We start from the raw sequence: 14,581 nt of genomic DNA, 5'->3' as shown, positions 1-14,581 counted from the left end.
CCCGCACTTCCAGACCCATGGCTCCCTCCTGACCGCTCCGTCGAAGGACATGCGTCGTGCGCAGACCATCACGCAGCCCCCGAGTGCTCCTCGCCGCCCTCGCCCTGGCCCTCGCCCTCCCCGTGGGGCTCACCGCGCAGGACCAGGCCCAGGCCGCCCAGGCGACCCCCGCCGCCCCCGCTCCCCGCCTCACCTCGTCCCCGGCCGAGCTGACCCTCACCGTCCCGCGCGGCCGCACCGCGCCCGGCTACCGCCTGACGGTGACGACCGCCCAACTCGCCCTCACCACCAGCCGGTCCGGCGCCACCGTCCTGGCCACCGCCCCGGCCGGCACGGGCGCCCTGCGCTTCCGCGCCGACGGAACCTGGCAGCACGCCACCCGCGTCACCGACTGGACCTGGCGCCACGGCACCCTCACGCTCACCGCGGCCACCACCGCGCCCGGCACCAGCGTCCAGGCCCGCATCACGCCCGCCGCCGACCGCTACCAGCTCGACTGGCAGGTCACCGGGCAGACCGTCCCCGACCGCCTCGGCCTCGCCTACGCCCTCTCCTCCGCCGGCCACTGGTACGGCCACGGCGAGGCCCAGACCCCCTCCGGCGGTCCCGGCACCGACCAGCCCTGGCCGCTGGACACCGGACAGGTCGCACACACCAACTTCGGCCCGGCCTCGTACTACATGGTCGACCCGTTCTGGTACACCTCGCGCTCCACCGGGCTGCGCGTGGACACCGGGCACGTCATGGACGTCGCCCTCAACCAGGGCGGGGACGGCCTCGGCCGCTTCGACATCGAGTCCGCCGAACCGTACAGGGCGACCGTCTTCGTCGAGTCGACGCCCCTTGACGTCTACCGCGACTACATCGGCATCGTCGGCAAGCCCGCCAAGAGCGATGCCACCTACCGGCAGTACGCCGAGCCCGTCTGGAACTCCTGGGCGCAGTTCTACACCGACGTCGACCAGGCCAAACTGCTCGACTACGCCCAGGAACTGCACGACAACGGCATCGGCGGCCACACCCTCCAGCTCGATGACAAGTGGGAGTCCGACTACGGGAACATGACCTTCGACCCGAAGGCGTACCCGGACCCCGCCGCCATGTCGAAGAAGATCCACGACCTCGGCTTCGACTTCGGCCTCTGGGTCACCCTCTGGATCAACCTCGACTCCGACCAGTACGGCTATGCCGCCGACCACGGCTACCTGCTGAAGTCGGCCACCGACACCACCAAGCCCTGCACGGTCACCTGGTGGAACGGCACGGCCGGCATCGTCGACCTCGCCAACCCGGACGCCAAGGCCTGGTACGAGGGCCGCCTGAAGTCCCTCATGAGCGCCTACGGCGTCGACGGCCTGAAGTTCGACACCCGCTTCATCGACGAGAAGTGCGCCCCGCACGAGGGCTACAAGCCCACCGACTACCAGCGCCTCGGCGCACAGCTCGCCGACGAGTACGATCTCCAGGGCGTAGGCATCCGCGTCCACTGGGACACCACCGCCCACCGGGCCGGATTCGTCACCCGCCAGGAGGACAAGGGCACCGGCTGGAACTCCCTGCGGGCCTCCGTCTCCCAGAACCTCGCCATCTCCACCATCGGCTACCCCTTCGTCACCACCGACATGATCGGCGGCTCGCTGGGCCAGTCGGCCCCCACCAAGCAGGTCCTGGTCCGCTGGGCCCAGTCGGCGTCCCTGATGCCCCTGATGTACGCCTCCACGTCCCCCGTCGAGACGAACGACCCCACCACCGGCCAGAAGGTCGTCTACGACCAGGAGACCATCGACCTCTACCGCGCCGCCCTCGCCCGCCACGCCCGCCTGGCCCCCTACATCTGGGACCAGGTCCAGGCCACGCTGCGCACCGGCGACCCGATCATGCGCCCCCTCTTCTTCGACTTCCCGAAGGACCGGGCCGCCTACACGGTCACCGACGAGTGGATGCTGGGCCCGGCCGTCCTCGCCGCCCCCCAGCTCACCGACGCCCCCACCCGCTCCGTCCACCTCCCCCCGGGCACCTGGTACGACGTCGCCCACCACAGGACGATCCCCGGCAACCGCACCCTCACCTCCTACAGCACCCCCCTGGGCACGGCCCCCGTCTTCGTCAACCTCCACGCGAAGGGAGCCCAGCAGGCCCTGCGCGCCCTGCGCTGACCCCCACCCCGACCGACGGGCCGAGCGCACGGCGCTCGGCCCGTCGGTCGTGAGGGAAACCGGGGTCCGTGGGAAGACGCGGCCGGGCCGGGACCCTGGGAGAGCGTCAGGGGCGAGGGCCGGGGGCGAGGGCCGGGGGCGAGCCGCGCGACGCGACCTCCCGGCCGACCGAGGACGATCGAGCGCCGGGGGTGGAGGAAGCCGGAGCCCCGTGGGAGACTTCCCGGCCCATCGGGTCGGGCGGTCGGGTGGGCGAGTTCAGGGGTGCAGGGGGCGGAGCCCCCGCCGGGGTCCGGGGCGCAGCCCCGTGGCGGAGCCTTCTCGCCCACCGCGTCAGGTGGGCTCGGGGGGCGCGGGGGCGGAGGCCCCCGCGGGGGCCAGGGGCGGAGCCCCGTGACGGGACCGTCCTACCTACCGAGTCGGGCGCCGGGTGGGCGAGTTCGGGGGCGCAGGGGGGCGGAGTCCCGCGGGGGCCGTGGCGGGGCCCCGTGGCGCGGCCTTTCCACCCACCGAGTCGGGCGGGTGGGGGGGCGAGTTCGGGGGCGCTGGGGGCGGAGCCCCCGCCGGGGTTCGGGGCGGGGCCCCGTGGCGGGACCTTTTCACCCACCGAGTCGGGTGGGCGGGTGGGCCGAGGAACCCTCAGAAACCGAGCCGACGCAACTGCTTGGGATCCCGCTGCCAGTCTTTCGCGACCTTCACATGAAGGTCGAGGAACACCGGCGTACCGAGCAACGCCTCGATCTGCTTGCGCGACTTGATCCCGACCTCCTTCAACCGCTTCCCCTTCGGCCCGATGATGATCCCCTTCTGGCTGGGCCGCTCGATGAAGACGTTCGCGTGGATGTCGAGCAGCGGCTTGTCCTCCGGCCGGTCCTCCCGCGGCAGCATCTCCTCGACGACCACGGCGATGGAGTGCGGCAACTCGTCCCGCACCCCCTCCAGCGCCGCCTCCCGGATCAGCTCGGCCACCATCACCTGCTCGGGCTCGTCGGTCAGATCCCCCTCGGGATACAGCGCGGGCCCCTCCGGCAGCAGCGGGATCAGCAGATCGGCGAGCAGATCCACCTGCCGGCCGGCCGTCGCCGACACCGGCACGATCTCCGCCCACTCGATCCCCAGCTCCTTGCCCAGCTGGTCGATCGCGATGAGCTGCTCGGCGAGCGCCTTGCCGTCCACGAGGTCGGTCTTCGTGACGATCGCGACCTTCGGCGTCTTCCTGATCCCCGCCAGCTCCTTGGCGATGAACCGGTCACCGGGCCCGATCTTCTGGTCGGCGGGCAGGCAGAAGCCGATCACGTCCACCTCGGCCCACGTGGTCCGCACCACGTCGTTCAGCCGCTCGCCCAGCAGCGTCCGCGGCTTGTGCAGCCCCGGCGTGTCCACGAGGATCAGCTGCGCGTCCGGCCGGTGGACGATGCCGCGCACGGTGTGCCGGGTGGTCTGCGGCCGGTTGGAGGTGATCGCCACCTTCTGCCCGACCAGAGCGTTCGTGAGGGTGGACTTGCCCGCGTTGGGGCGGCCCACGAAACAGGCGAAGCCGGCCCGGTGGGCAGCCTCGGCGGACTGCTCGGATGACTGGGTACGAACGCTCATGGCGCCCATTGTCCCTGATCCACGACCCCCCGCCGAACAGGGCACCGCGACCGGCGCCCCACCGCCCCCGGGAGACGCCCCACCACCCCGGACGCGCCCAGCCGCCCAGCCGCCCGCGCCGCTACTCCGCCGTCTCCGCCGCGTCCGCCGTCAGCGTCACCCGCACGGCGCCGTCCGGCCCTGCCAGCAGCACCGGCGTACCCGCCCCGCCCAGGTCGGCCACCGCCGCCAGGTCCTCCGGCGGCAGCCCCTGAGCCGCGCTGACCACGGCCGCCGCCTCCAGCGAGGTCGCCCCGGACGCCACCGCCATCGCCACCGCGGTGCGCAGCGCGCTCAGCTCCAGCGAGGCCAGCCGCACCGACCCGGCGGCGTAGGTGCGGCCCGTCTCGTCCCGTACCGCCGCGCCCTCCGGCACGCCGTTGCGGGCCCGTACCGAACGGGCCAGGGTGACGATCTTGCGGTCCTCGGCGTCCAGCGCGCTGCTGTCGGTGCTCTCGGTCATGGCCCCGAGCATACGGAGCCCCACCGACAGCCCTCCCGACGGCCCTCCCGCGCCCCCCGGCCCCCGCCGCCCCACACCCGGCCCCCGCTCCGCGGCGGAACCTCACCCCGCCACCGGATACATCGCCCCGCGCCGCCCCTCCGGCGAGGCCAGCCACTCCAGCTTCGCCGCGGTGTTCGCCTCGTCCAGCGGCGTGTGCAGGACCACCGTGAGATCCGGCCGGGCCGGCACCTTCATCGCCGTGGACTCCACGCACAGCAGCCCCACCAGCGGATGTTCCAACTCCTTGCGCACCTGCCCCGGCTCCTCGACGTCCCACTCCTCCCACAGCGCCGTGAACTCCGCGCTGGCCCGCGAGACCCGCTCCAGCACCGCCTGGTACCCCTCGTCGCCGGGCCGGGCGGCGCACGCGGCCCGGAACTGCGCGACGACGGTACGGGCGTTGCGCTCCCAGCTGTGCGAGCGGGCGCGGTACAGCGGGTCGGTGAAGAAGTCGACGAGGCAGTTCTGCGTGATGTCCGGGCGCATGCCCAGCACCACCGCGGCGGCGTCGTTGTACATCACGCAGTTGTAGTAGAGGTCCATGATGTGCGCCGGATACGGCATCCAGGTGTCGATCAGCCGCCGCAGCCCCTCGCACATGTCCCGCTTGTCCGGCGCCACCTCGGGCGCGGGCGGGTTCAGCCCGGCGAGCACGTACAGATGGCGCCGCTCGGTGCCGCCGAGCCGCAGCACCCGCGCCACCGCGTCCAGGACCTGCGCGGAGACGGAGATGTCCCGGCCCTGTTCCAGCCACTGGTACCAGGAGGCGCCCACCCCGGCGAGCACGGCGACCTCCTCCCGCCGCAGTCCGGGCGTACGCCGGCGCGCCCCGCCGTCCGGCAGCCCCGCCTCGGCCGGGGACACCCGGGCCCGCCTGCTCATCAGGAACTCGCGCAGCTCATGCCGCCGCTGACTCTTCGACACGTCCGTCTCCGGCACGTACGGATCCCCCTCGCGCTGTCTGGTGGTGCCACCACCACCATAAGTTCCGACTCCCCACATCTGTTCCGGCCGCAAGAAGCTCTGTGCCATGGCGATCGACACCACCCCGACGGCCACCCCGGCCACCCCGGCCACCCCGGCCACCCCGGCCACCGCGACGGCCACCCCGGCCACCCCGACAACCGTCCCCGACCCCCAGCCCACCTCCTCGGCATCGGCGGCCTCCCGGCTGTCGACGCGCGACAAGCTCGTCCTGTTCGTCCTGTGCGCGGCCCAGTTCATGGTCGCCCTGGACTTCTCCGTCCTGAACGTGGCCCTGCCGGAACTCGGCACCGACCTCGGCATGAGCCGCTCCGCGCTCCAGTGGGCCGTCACCGCGTTCGCCCTGCCCTCCGGCGGCTTCCTGCTGCTGTTCGGCCGGGTCGGCGACCTGTTCGGCCGCCGCAGGCTGTTCCTCGCCGGGCTCGCCCTGTTCGGCGCGGCCTCCCTGCTGGCCACCCTCGCCTGGGACCCGGCGTCCTTCCTGGCCGGACGGGTGCTCCAGGGCCTGGGCGCCGCGGCCATCGTGCCCACCGGCATGTCCCTGCTGACCACCACCTTCCCGGAGGGCCCGGCCCGCGACCGCGCCCTCGGCATCTCCGGCACCCTGCTCTCGCTGGGCTTCACCGTCGGCATGGTCGCCGGCGGCGTCCTCACCGACGCCCTCGGCTGGCGCTCCACGATGGCGCTGCTCACCGTCTTCGCGCTGATCGTGCTGCCCCTGGCCCCCGGCCTGCTCCCCGAGTCCCGCACCCCCCACCGCCCCCGCCTCGACGTGCCCGGCGCGGTCACCGTCACCACCGGTCTGCTCTCGCTGATCTACGCCCTGTCCACCGCCGCCGACCACGGCTTCGGCCGCGCCGACGTGATCGCCGCGCTGCTCGCCGGACTCGCCCTGCTGGCCGCGTTCGCGGTCGTGGAGTCCCGCTCCGCCGCCCCGCTGGTCTCGCTGCCCATGCTGCGCCGCCGCACGGTGGCCTTCGGCAACCTGGGCGGTCTGGTCACCTTCTCGATGATGTCGACGGTCGTCTTCGTCCTGACCCTCTACCTCCAGGAGACCCTGCGCCTGTCCGCCTTCGAGACCGGCCTCGTCTTCGGGGTGCAGGGCGTGCTGTCGGTCGTCGCCGGCTCGTACGCGGCGAAGGTCATCGGCCGCTTCGGCGCCCGCCGTACGCTGGCCGGCTCGCTGGCCGGGCAGGGCGCGCTGATCGCCGCGCTGCTCGGGCTGGGCACCGGCTCCTGGTCGGTGTGGCTGGCCACCGCCGCCGTCGCCCTGGCCAGCATGTTCCACCTGGGCGCGATCGTCTCCTACGGGCTGACCGTCACCTCGGGCGTGCCCGACGAGGAGCAGGGCCTGGCCACCGGGCTGGTCACCTCCACCCAGCAGGTGGGCATCACCGTCGGCATCCCGCTGCTGGGCGTGCTCGCCACCACCTCCGACGACCTGCTGGCCGGGGTGCACACCGTGCTCGCCCTGGACGCGCTGATCGTGCTGGCGGCGGCGCTGCTGGTGGGACTCGGCCTGCGTACCGGCCGGGGAGCCCGCCCCTGAGGGGCCTCAGGGCCGGTCGAGACGGAGCCGCTCGGCACGCGGCAGACCGGCCACCACCAGGTCGTAGGAGTCCTCGACCAGCTCCCGGACCAGCCGGTCCGGGAGCCGGCCGTCGGCCGTGACCGTGTTCCAGTGCCGCTTGTTCATGTGCCAGCCCGGGACGACCAGCCCCGGATGCTCGCCGCGCAGCCGCACCGCGTCCTCGGGGTCGCACTTGAGGTTGACGGTCAGGGGCCGCGCGTCCAGCGCCGTCAGCGCGAAGAGCTTGCCCCGCACCTTGAAGACCGAGGTCTCCGGGTTGAAGGGGAAGTCCTCCACGGTGGCGTTGAAGGACAGGCACAGGGCGCGCAGCTCCTGGGGCGTCATCCGCTCTCCGCTCCGTCCCCGGGCCCGCCCACCGGCTCCACCAGCACCGTCACGATCTTGTTCCGGCGGCCCGCCGCGGACTCCGCGGTCAGCCGCAGCGTCCGCCCGTCGGGCAGCTCGACCGGCGCCGAGGCGCCCGCGATGGGAACCCGGCCCAGCGCCTTGGCGAGCAGCCCGCCGACCGTCTCCACGTCCTCGTCGTCGTACTCCTCCAGGCCGTACAGCTCGCCCAGATCGGTGATGTCGAGGCGGGCGGTGACCCGGTGGCGGCCCTCGCCGAGGTCCTCCACCGGAGGCAGCTCCCGGTCGTACTCGTCGGTGATCTCGCCGACGATCTCCTCCAGGATGTCCTCGATGGTGACGATCCCGGCCGTGCCGCCGTACTCGTCGATGACGACCGCGACGTGGTTGCGTTCCTTCTGCATCTCGCGCAGCAGATCACCGGCGTTCTTGGTGTCCGGTACGAACACCGCCGGGCGCATCGCCGTGGACACCAGCTCGTTCTCCGCCTCCCGGGTGATGTGGGTGCGGCGGACCAGGTCCTTCAGATAGACGATGCCGACGACGTCGTCCTCGCTCTCCCCGGTGACCGGGATGCGCGAGAAACCGGAGCGCAGCGCCAGCGTGAGGGCCTGGCGGATGGTCTTGTACCGCTCGATGACGACGAGGTCGGTGCGCGGCACCATCACCTCCCGCACCAGCGTGTCCCCGAGCTCGAAGACGGAGTGCACCATGCGGCGCTCGTCGTCCTCGATCAGGGACTCCTGCTCGGCCAGGTCGACCAGCGCCCGCAGCTCCGCCTCCGAGGCGAACGGGCCGCGCCTGAAGCCCTTGCCCGGCGTGAGCGCGTTGCCGATGAGGATCAGCAGCGAGGGGATCGGGCCCATGATCCGGGCGAGCGGGACCAGGACGTACGCCGCCACGGTGGCCGTGTTCAGCGGATGCTGCCGGCCGATGGTGCGCGGGGAGACCCCGACGGCGACGTAGGACACCAGGACCATGACGGCGATCGCGACCACCAGCGCCTCGCCGGTCCCGGAGAACGCGTCCAGGCAGACATAGGTGACCAGGGCCGCCGCCGCCATCTCGCAGGCGACGCGGACCAGCAGGGCCACGTTCAGATAGCGGGTCGGGTCGGCGGCGACCTGGGCGAGCTTGGCGCCGCCCCGGCGGCCCGACTTCACGGCCTCGTCGGCGCGGAAGCTGGAGACGCGCGCGAGGCCCGCCTCCGCGCAGGCGGCGAGCCAGGCGACGACGACCAGGGCGACGGCGCCGAGGACGATCTGCGGACTCATCGGCGGTTACGAGACGGTCGGCGCCGGAGAGGGACCCTCCAGGCCCCGCTCGGCACGCCAGCCGTCCACGATCGCCGCCTGGAGGCCGAACATCTCGGCCTTCTCGTCCGGCTCCTCGTGGTCGTAGCCCAGCAGGTGCAGCACCCCGTGGACGGTGAGCAGCTGCAGCTCCTCGTCCATGGAGTGCTTCGTCTCCGCCTCGGCGCCCTGCCGGGCGGCGACCTCGGGGCACAGCACGATGTCACCGAGGAGGCCCTGCGGGGGCTCCTCGTCGTCCTTGCCCGGCGGACGCAGCTCGTCCATCGGGAAGGACATGACATCCGTCGGCCCCGGCAGGTCCATCCACTGGATGTGCAGCTGCTCCATGGCGTCGGCGTCCACGACGATCACCGACAGTTCGGAGAGCGGGTGGATGCGCATCCGTGCGAGCGCGTAGCGGGCGATGTCGAGGATCGCCTGCTCGTCGACCTCGGTTCCGGACTCGTTGTTGACGTCGATCGACATGGTCGTGCTGGTCTACTTCCCCTTGTGCCCGTGGCCGTGCCCGGCGGCGGACCGGGAACGGCCGCCCTTGGACACGCCCCCGTTCTCGGTGCCGTGCGTGCTGTCGTACTTCTCGTACGCGTCGACGATACGGCCCACCAGCTTGTGCCGTACGACGTCCTGCGACGACAGCCGGGAGAAGTGGACGTCCTCGACGCCCTCCAGGATGTCCTGCACCTGCCGCAGACCCGACTTGGTCCCGCTCGGCAGGTCCACCTGGGTGACGTCACCCGTGATCACGATCTTCGAGTCGAAGCCGAGCCGGGTGAGGAACATCTTCATCTGCTCGGGGCTGGTGTTCTGCGCCTCGTCCAGGATGATGAAGGCGTCGTTCAGGGTCCTGCCGCGCATGTACGCCAGCGGGGCCACCTCGATCGTGCCCGCGGCCATCAGGCGGGGGATCGAGTCCGGGTCGATCATGTCGTGCAGCGCGTCGTAGAGCGGGCGCAGATAGGGGTCGATCTTCTCGTAGAGCGTGCCCGGCAGGAAGCCGAGGCGCTCGCCGGCCTCGACCGCGGGGCGGGTCAGGATGATGCGGTTGACCTGCTTGGACTGCAGGGCCTGCACCGCCTTGGCCATCGCCAGATAGGTCTTGCCGGTACCGGCGGGGCCGATGCCGAAGACGATGGTGTGCTTGTCGATGGCGTCGACGTAGCGCTTCTGGTTGAGCGTCTTGGGGCGGATGGTGCGCCCGCGCGAGGACAGGATGTTCTGCGTCAGCACCTCGGCCGGGGTCTCCTGGCCGTCCCCCTCGCCGTTCCCGCTCGCCTTGAGCATGGCGATCGAGCGTTCCACTGCGTCCTCCGTCATCGGCTGCCCGGTGCGGAGCACGAGCATCATCTCGTCGAACACGCGCTGTATCAGGGCCACGTCCGCCGTGTCGCCCACCGCGCTGATCTCATTGCCCCGGACGTGGATGTCGGCCCCCGGGAAGGCCTTCTCGATCACGCGCAGGAGGGAGTCGCCGGAACCCAGCACGGTCACCATGGGGTGCTGGGCGGGGACGGTGAACTGTGCTCTCGCCTGCCCCTGCGCGGGGGTCTTGGCTGCGGGTGTCTGAGTCATGGGCCGGCGCTCGACGCCTGCTTTTCCTCCTCGTCACGGCCGCACAGCTGACGGCGGCCTCGCGCTTCCCAGGGTACGACGCGGGAGCGGCAAGCCCGTAGGGCTTTTCCCGGCATCCGCACCGCCCGGAACCCCGGCCCCTTCTCCTGCGGTCTCCTGCGGTCTCCCGCGGCGGCCCACCCCCCGCGCCTCACTCCACGCCCCGGATCCGCCCCACCAGCACCGCACCGGCCAGTCCGATCGCGGCCGCGATCAGGTAGAGCACGCGGTAGCCGCCGAGGTACGTCACGATCGGCGCGGCCAGTGCCGGGGCCGCCACCTGGGGGAGGGCGTTGGCGACATTGATGACGCCGAGGTCCTTGCCGCGGTCCAGGGCGGTGGGCAGTACGTCGGTCATCAGGGCGAAGTCGACCGAGGTGAAGACGCCGAAGCCGACGCCGAGGACGGCCGCCGCCACGAGCGCGCCCGGCCAGGTCTGCCACGCCGCCAGCGCGGCCGTGGCCACCGCCATGAGCACGCCCGACCAGACCACGAACGGCTTGCGGCGGCCGGCCCGGTCCGACCACACCCCGCCCGCCACCACCGTGGCCAGCAGGGTGGCCCCGTTCACCGCGGTGAGGACCAGGACGCCCCGCTCGGGGTCCGGGTACCCGACGCGGTCGCGCAGGTAGTAGAGGAGGTAGAGCAGCACCAGGGAGTTGCTGAGGTTGATCAGGAAGCGGGTCAGCCAGGCCCAGCCGAGGTCCGGGTGGCGGCGCGGGCTGAGCAGGAAGCCGCCCCAGAAGCCCCGCCAGGACCAGGGCGGGCGGCGCGCCGCCGGGAGCCGCAGGTCCCGGAAGCCGAGGAGGTACGGCAGCACGCCCGCCGCCGTGAACACCGCGCAGGCCGCGTACCCGGCCCCCGTGCCGCCGGCCAGCGTCGCGAGTCCCGTCCCGCCGACCACCCCGAGGATCTGTGCCGCCCCCAGCCGGCCGCCCACCGATCCGCGCTGCGCGCGCGGCACCCGGTCCGGCACGGCCGCCGTCACCGCGGCGAAGGCCGCGTTCAGGGTGAGCTGGACCAGGCACCAGCCGGCCGCCATCGCGGCCACGCCGTGCGCGCCCGCCAGGAGCAGCAGCGACAGCGCGCCGCCCGCCGCCCCGGCCGCGATCCACGGCGAGCGGCGGCCCCAGCGGGCCGTCGTCCGGTCCGACAGCGCCCCGAACAGCGGGTTGGCCACCAGTGACACCACCGCCCCGGCGCCCGTCACCCAGGCCAGCAGCGCTTCCTTGGACAGGCCGGTGCCGGGCGCGAAGTCCCGCGCCTGGGCGGCGAGCAGGATCTGCAGCGGTCCGTACCAGCCCACCCAGATCGCGCCGTTGGCCAGCGAGAGCGCGGCCGTCCAGCCCCGCCCGACCGGCCGGACGGGTTCGGCGAGCGGGTCGGGCCCGGTGCGCGCGGGGGCTTTGCCCGGGGACGAGGCCGGACCCGGCGGGCGCGGCGGCCGGCGGGGGCGGGTCATCTCTGGGCGCGGAGCTGGCTGCGGTACCAGTGGTAGGAGGACTTCGGGGTGCGTTCCAGGGTCGCGTAGTCGACGTGCACGAGGCCGAAGCGCCGGGCGTAGCCCTCCGCCCACTCCCAGTTGTCCAGCAGGGACCACACGAAGTAGCCGCGTACGTCCACGCCCGCCGCCATCGCCCGGTGCAGCGCCCGCAGATGGGCGTCGAGGTAGGCGATGCGGTCCTGGTCGTCCAGGCCCTCGTAGGAGCAGCCGTTCTCGGTGATGACGAGCGGCGGGAGGCGGTCGCGGTAGCGCTCGCGGAAGCCGGTCAGCAGCTCGGTCAGGCCCTCGGGGACCACCGGCCAGCCGAAGTCGGTGACCGGGCGGTCCTCGATCTGTCGGACGGTGAACGGCAGTCCGGCGGGCAGCCTGATCCCGCCGACCTCCGCGTCGGTGCCCTGCGGGGCGCCCACCCGGGCCGGGGCGTAGTAGTTGACGCCGTACCAGTCCAGCGGCTCCGCGATCACCTTGAGGTCGGCCTCGACGTCGCCGGGCATCAGCTCGCCGACGCCCTCCGGGTAGCGGCCCAGCAGCAGCGGCTCGGCGAACAGGCGGTTGAGCAGCATGTCGTAGAAGTCCGCCGCCTCCACGTCCGCGGCCTCGCGCGAGGCGGGCCAGGTCGGGGCGTGCGAGTTGGCGATGCCGATGTCCGAGGCCCCGGCCGCGCGCAGCGCCCGTACGGCCAGGCCGTGGGCGAGGAGCTGGTGGTGGGCGGCGGGCAGCGCGTCGAACAGCAGGCGCCTGCCCGGCGCGTGGACGCCCAGCGCGTGGCCGAGGAGGGTGTGTTCGGCGGGTTCGTTGAGGGTGATCCACTTGCCGACGCGGTCGCCGAGGCGCCCGGCGACCACCGACGCGTACTCCGCGAAGCGCTCCGCCGTGTCGCGCTCCAGCCAGTCGAGACCGGCCGGCAGGTCCCAGTGGAAGAGCGTCGGGACGGGGCGCACCCCGGCCGCGCACAGCTCGTCGACGAGCCGGTCGTAGAAGTCGAGGCCGCCGGGGGAGTTCACCCGGGGCCAGGACACGGAGAAGCGGTAGGCGCCGACGCCGAGCCCGGCCAGCAGGGCGACGTCCTCGGCGTGCCGGTGGTAGTGGTCGCAGGCCACCGCCGCCGTGGAGCCGTCCTTGATCCGGCCCGCCTCGGCGGAGAACGCGTCCCACACGGACGGCTCCCGGGTGTCCGCCGCTCCCTCGATCTGGTGCGCCGAGGTGGACACCCCCCACAGGAAACCGTCCGGGAACCGGGGGAGCGGTTCGGCCGAGGTGCCTGAGGTGCCTGCGTCAGTCGCCATGCGCGGATCATCCGTACCGGCGGTAACGGAAGTCAACGCCCGTGCACGGAAAGGGCTTGCGGGCCCCTGGCTACGCGCCTTCCTTCAGCACTCTGGTGATCAGCTCGCGCTGGTCGTCGGTGAGCCGGGGGTCGGCGGCGTGGACCGTGTGTCCGTCGACCGTGATCTCGTAGTGGAAGCCGTCCGGGACCCCGGCGGGCGGGGTACCCTGGCCCGCGGCGAGGGCCTTCTCGGCCAGGGACCGCCACTCGGGGGCATCGGGCCGCTGCGAGGTGTCCACCTCGGCGTGCCGCTCGATGCCCGCGAAGCCGCCCGTGCGCCGTACCTGAATACGCATGGGTCAGTGTCTAGTACGGATTCAGAGCGTCCGCACCCCCACCTGCTCCCAGCCCTTCTGCACGGCCTGGAGCACGTCCCCCGCGCCGTACCGCTCGCGGGCGGCCTGCACGGTGAGGGTGGCGAAGGCCGCGAAGTCCGCGTCCTCCTTGAGCTTGCCGCCGGTCAGCGCGTCGTACCAGACCTGTCCGGCCTTCTCCCAGGCGTGCCCGCCGAGCGCGGTGGCGACCAGGTAGAAGGCGTGGTTGGGGATGCCGGAGTTGATGTGCACGCCGCCGTTGTCGCTGCCGGTGTGGACGTAGTCGTCCATGGTGGCGGGCTGCGGGTCCTTGCCGAGCACGTCGTCGTCGTAGGCGGTGCCGGGCGCCTTCATGGAGCGCAGCGCGGTGCCGGTGACGCGCGGGGCGAGCAGCCCGGCGCCGATCAGCCAGTCGGCCTCGCTCGCGCTCTGCCCGAGCGTGTACTGCTTGATCAGCGAGCCGAAGACGTCGGAGACCGACTCGTTGAGCGCGCCGGACTGGCCGAAGTAGGCCAGGTTGGCGGTGTGCTGGGTGACGCCGTGGGTCAGCTCGTGGCCGATGACGTCGACCGGGATGGTGAAGTCGAGGAAGACCTCGCCGTCGCCGTCGCCGAAGACCATCTGCTCGCCGTTCCAGAAGGCGTTGTTGTACTTCTCGTCGTAGTGCACGGTCGCGTCCAGCGGCAGGCCGCTGCCGTCGATGGAGTCGCGGCCGTACGCCTTCAGATACAGCTCGAAGGTGGCGCCGAGGCCGGAGTAGGCGCGGTTGACGGTGGCGTCCTTGCCGGGCTGCTGGCCCTCGCTGCGGACCTTGGTGCCGGGCAGGTCGGTGCGGTGGTGGGCGTCGTAGATCGTGCGGTGCGGCTGCTCGGCCTGCTTGCCGGCGGGCGGGGCGACGGCGGTGGCGCCGACGACGGTGGTCAGGCGCCTGCGGGTGCGTTCCATGGCGTCGCGCTGGAGGCTGCGGCGGGCCGGGCCGGACAGCGCGGGGTCCTCGTTCCGGGCGAGCCGGTCGAGGACGTGGGGCGGGACGATGGTGCAGAAGACGGGCTCTTGGCCCCCGTGGCTGGTCATACGTCGACCATCGCACTGCGTGATGTCAAAGTCACTACCTGCAACCTTGATTGGTGAAAAATCGGGGCAAGGCGTTCCTTCGGCGGTCGCGAAGGGTAGGGGTGGCTGCGCGGTGTGACGACGCGCACTCTTTGTACCTTTTGCTCCCTTTCGCGGGTCTCGTTTCGCATACTGGACGGGTCCACGCGTCCGACGCGGCTCGGCTAGGCTGCACAGCACCATGCGTTT

At 72.6% G+C, this 14,581-nt stretch carries 13 protein-coding genes; 2 read left to right on the top strand and 11 right to left on the bottom strand.

All coding sequences use genetic code 11. The features are described 5' to 3' along the window. Positions 1-56 precede the first annotated feature (56 nt). Positions 57-2,156, top strand: coding sequence for a glycoside hydrolase family 31 protein (locus A8713_RS09925; RefSeq protein ID WP_237305335.1), 2,100 nt, complete (start codon positions 57-59; stop codon positions 2,154-2,156). Positions 2,157-2,795: 639 nt separating this feature from the next. Here the strand turns inward: A8713_RS09925 and era are convergent. The 3 genes from era to A8713_RS09910 form a co-directional block, all read right to left on the bottom strand. Beyond that, positions 2,796-3,749, bottom strand: a complete 954-nt coding sequence (era, locus tag A8713_RS09920) for a GTPase Era (RefSeq protein ID WP_064533091.1) — start codon at positions 3,747-3,749, stop codon at positions 2,796-2,798. Between the two features lie 121 nt (positions 3,750-3,870). Next, positions 3,871-4,251: a hypothetical protein gene (locus A8713_RS09915; protein ID WP_064537398.1), complete on the bottom strand. Its 381-nt coding sequence runs from the start codon at positions 4,249-4,251 to the stop codon at positions 3,871-3,873. Positions 4,252-4,353: 102 nt separating this feature from the next. Beyond that, positions 4,354-5,175, bottom strand: a complete 822-nt coding sequence (locus A8713_RS09910) for a helix-turn-helix transcriptional regulator (protein ID WP_237305534.1) — start codon at positions 5,173-5,175, stop codon at positions 4,354-4,356. 148 nt (positions 5,176-5,323) lie between these two features. On the opposite strand from A8713_RS09910, the gene A8713_RS09905 reads away from it, so the two are divergent. Beyond that, positions 5,324-6,826, top strand: coding sequence for an MFS transporter (locus tag A8713_RS09905; RefSeq protein WP_064533090.1), 1,503 nt, complete (start codon positions 5,324-5,326; stop codon positions 6,824-6,826). 6 nt (positions 6,827-6,832) lie between these two features. Here the strand turns inward: A8713_RS09905 and A8713_RS09900 are convergent, their stop codons facing one another. The 8 genes from A8713_RS09900 to A8713_RS09865 all read right to left on the bottom strand — a co-directional run bounded on the left by A8713_RS09900 (position 6,833) and on the right by A8713_RS09865 (position 14,353). Beyond that, the gene (locus A8713_RS09900) at positions 6,833-7,192 is read right to left on the bottom strand and encodes an MmcQ/YjbR family DNA-binding protein (RefSeq protein ID WP_064533089.1); all 360 of its coding nucleotides are present in this window, start codon (positions 7,190-7,192) and stop codon (positions 6,833-6,835) included. Next, on the bottom strand, positions 7,189-8,487 hold the full coding sequence (locus A8713_RS09895; RefSeq protein ID WP_064533088.1) for a hemolysin family protein: 1,299 nt from the start codon (positions 8,485-8,487) through the stop codon (positions 7,189-7,191). The genes A8713_RS09900 and A8713_RS09895 overlap by 4 nt, the downstream gene beginning before the upstream one ends. A gap of 6 nt (positions 8,488-8,493) precedes the next feature. Further along, complete coding sequence (gene ybeY / locus A8713_RS09890) at positions 8,494-8,991, bottom strand: rRNA maturation RNase YbeY (protein WP_064533087.1); 498 nt, start codon at positions 8,989-8,991, stop codon at positions 8,494-8,496. Positions 8,992-9,003: 12 nt separating this feature from the next. After that, entirely contained in the window at positions 9,004-10,095 is a 1,092-nt protein-coding gene (locus A8713_RS09885; RefSeq protein WP_078509943.1) for a PhoH family protein, read from the bottom strand. A gap of 190 nt (positions 10,096-10,285) precedes the next feature. Next, the gene (locus A8713_RS09880) at positions 10,286-11,596 is read right to left on the bottom strand and encodes an MFS transporter (protein WP_382848759.1); all 1,311 of its coding nucleotides are present in this window, start codon (positions 11,594-11,596) and stop codon (positions 10,286-10,288) included. Further along, positions 11,593-12,924 (bottom strand): GH1 family beta-glucosidase, encoded by a 1,332-nt coding sequence (locus A8713_RS09875; protein ID WP_064533086.1) that lies wholly within the window; start codon positions 12,922-12,924, stop codon positions 11,593-11,595. The genes A8713_RS09880 and A8713_RS09875 overlap by 4 nt, the downstream gene beginning before the upstream one ends. A 70-nt stretch (positions 12,925-12,994) precedes the next feature. Beyond that, positions 12,995-13,261 (bottom strand): protealysin inhibitor emfourin, encoded by a 267-nt coding sequence (locus A8713_RS09870; protein WP_064533085.1) that lies wholly within the window; start codon positions 13,259-13,261, stop codon positions 12,995-12,997. A 21-nt stretch (positions 13,262-13,282) separates the two neighbouring features. Further along, positions 13,283-14,353 carry a M4 family metallopeptidase gene (locus tag A8713_RS09865; RefSeq protein WP_064533084.1) on the bottom strand — a complete coding sequence of 357 codons (1,071 nt, stop codon included), beginning with the start codon at positions 14,351-14,353 and terminating at the stop codon, positions 13,283-13,285. Between the last annotated feature and the right edge of the window lie 228 nt (positions 14,354-14,581).

It is taken from the genome of Streptomyces sp. SAT1 (genome assembly GCF_001654495.1).
GTDB lineage: Bacteria > Actinomycetota > Actinomycetes > Streptomycetales > Streptomycetaceae > Streptomyces > Streptomyces andamanensis.
The sequence above is the reverse complement of the archived record's forward strand: the minus strand, read 5'-3'. Positions and strand labels throughout refer to the sequence as shown.

Bases quoted from the DNA above. Each gene is read 5' to 3' on its own strand.
- era (WP_064533091.1), bottom strand. From the start codon at position 3,749: ATGAGCGTTCGTACCCAGTCATCCGAGCAGTCCGCCGAGGCTGCCCAC.
- A8713_RS09915 (WP_064537398.1), bottom strand. From the start codon at position 4,251: ATGACCGAGAGCACCGACAGCAGCGCGCTGGACGCCGAGGACCGCAAG.
- A8713_RS09910 (WP_237305534.1), bottom strand. From the start codon at position 5,175: ATGAGCAGGCGGGCCCGGGTGTCCCCGGCCGAGGCGGGGCTGCCGGAC.
- A8713_RS09905 (WP_064533090.1), top strand. From the start codon at position 5,324: ATGGCGATCGACACCACCCCGACGGCCACCCCGGCCACCCCGGCCACC.
- A8713_RS09900 (WP_064533089.1), bottom strand. From the start codon at position 7,192: ATGACGCCCCAGGAGCTGCGCGCCCTGTGCCTGTCCTTCAACGCCACC.
- A8713_RS09895 (WP_064533088.1), bottom strand. From the start codon at position 8,487: ATGAGTCCGCAGATCGTCCTCGGCGCCGTCGCCCTGGTCGTCGTCGCC.
- ybeY (WP_064533087.1), bottom strand. From the start codon at position 8,991: ATGTCGATCGACGTCAACAACGAGTCCGGAACCGAGGTCGACGAGCAG.
- A8713_RS09885 (WP_078509943.1), bottom strand. From the start codon at position 10,095: ATGACTCAGACACCCGCAGCCAAGACCCCCGCGCAGGGGCAGGCGAGA.
- A8713_RS09880 (WP_382848759.1), bottom strand. From the start codon at position 11,596: ATGACCCGCCCCCGCCGGCCGCCGCGCCCGCCGGGTCCGGCCTCGTCC.
- A8713_RS09875 (WP_064533086.1), bottom strand. From the start codon at position 12,924: ATGGCGACTGACGCAGGCACCTCAGGCACCTCGGCCGAACCGCTCCCC.
- A8713_RS09870 (WP_064533085.1), bottom strand. From the start codon at position 13,261: ATGCGTATTCAGGTACGGCGCACGGGCGGCTTCGCGGGCATCGAGCGG.
- A8713_RS09865 (WP_064533084.1), bottom strand. From the start codon at position 14,353: ATGACCAGCCACGGGGGCCAAGAGCCCGTCTTCTGCACCATCGTCCCG.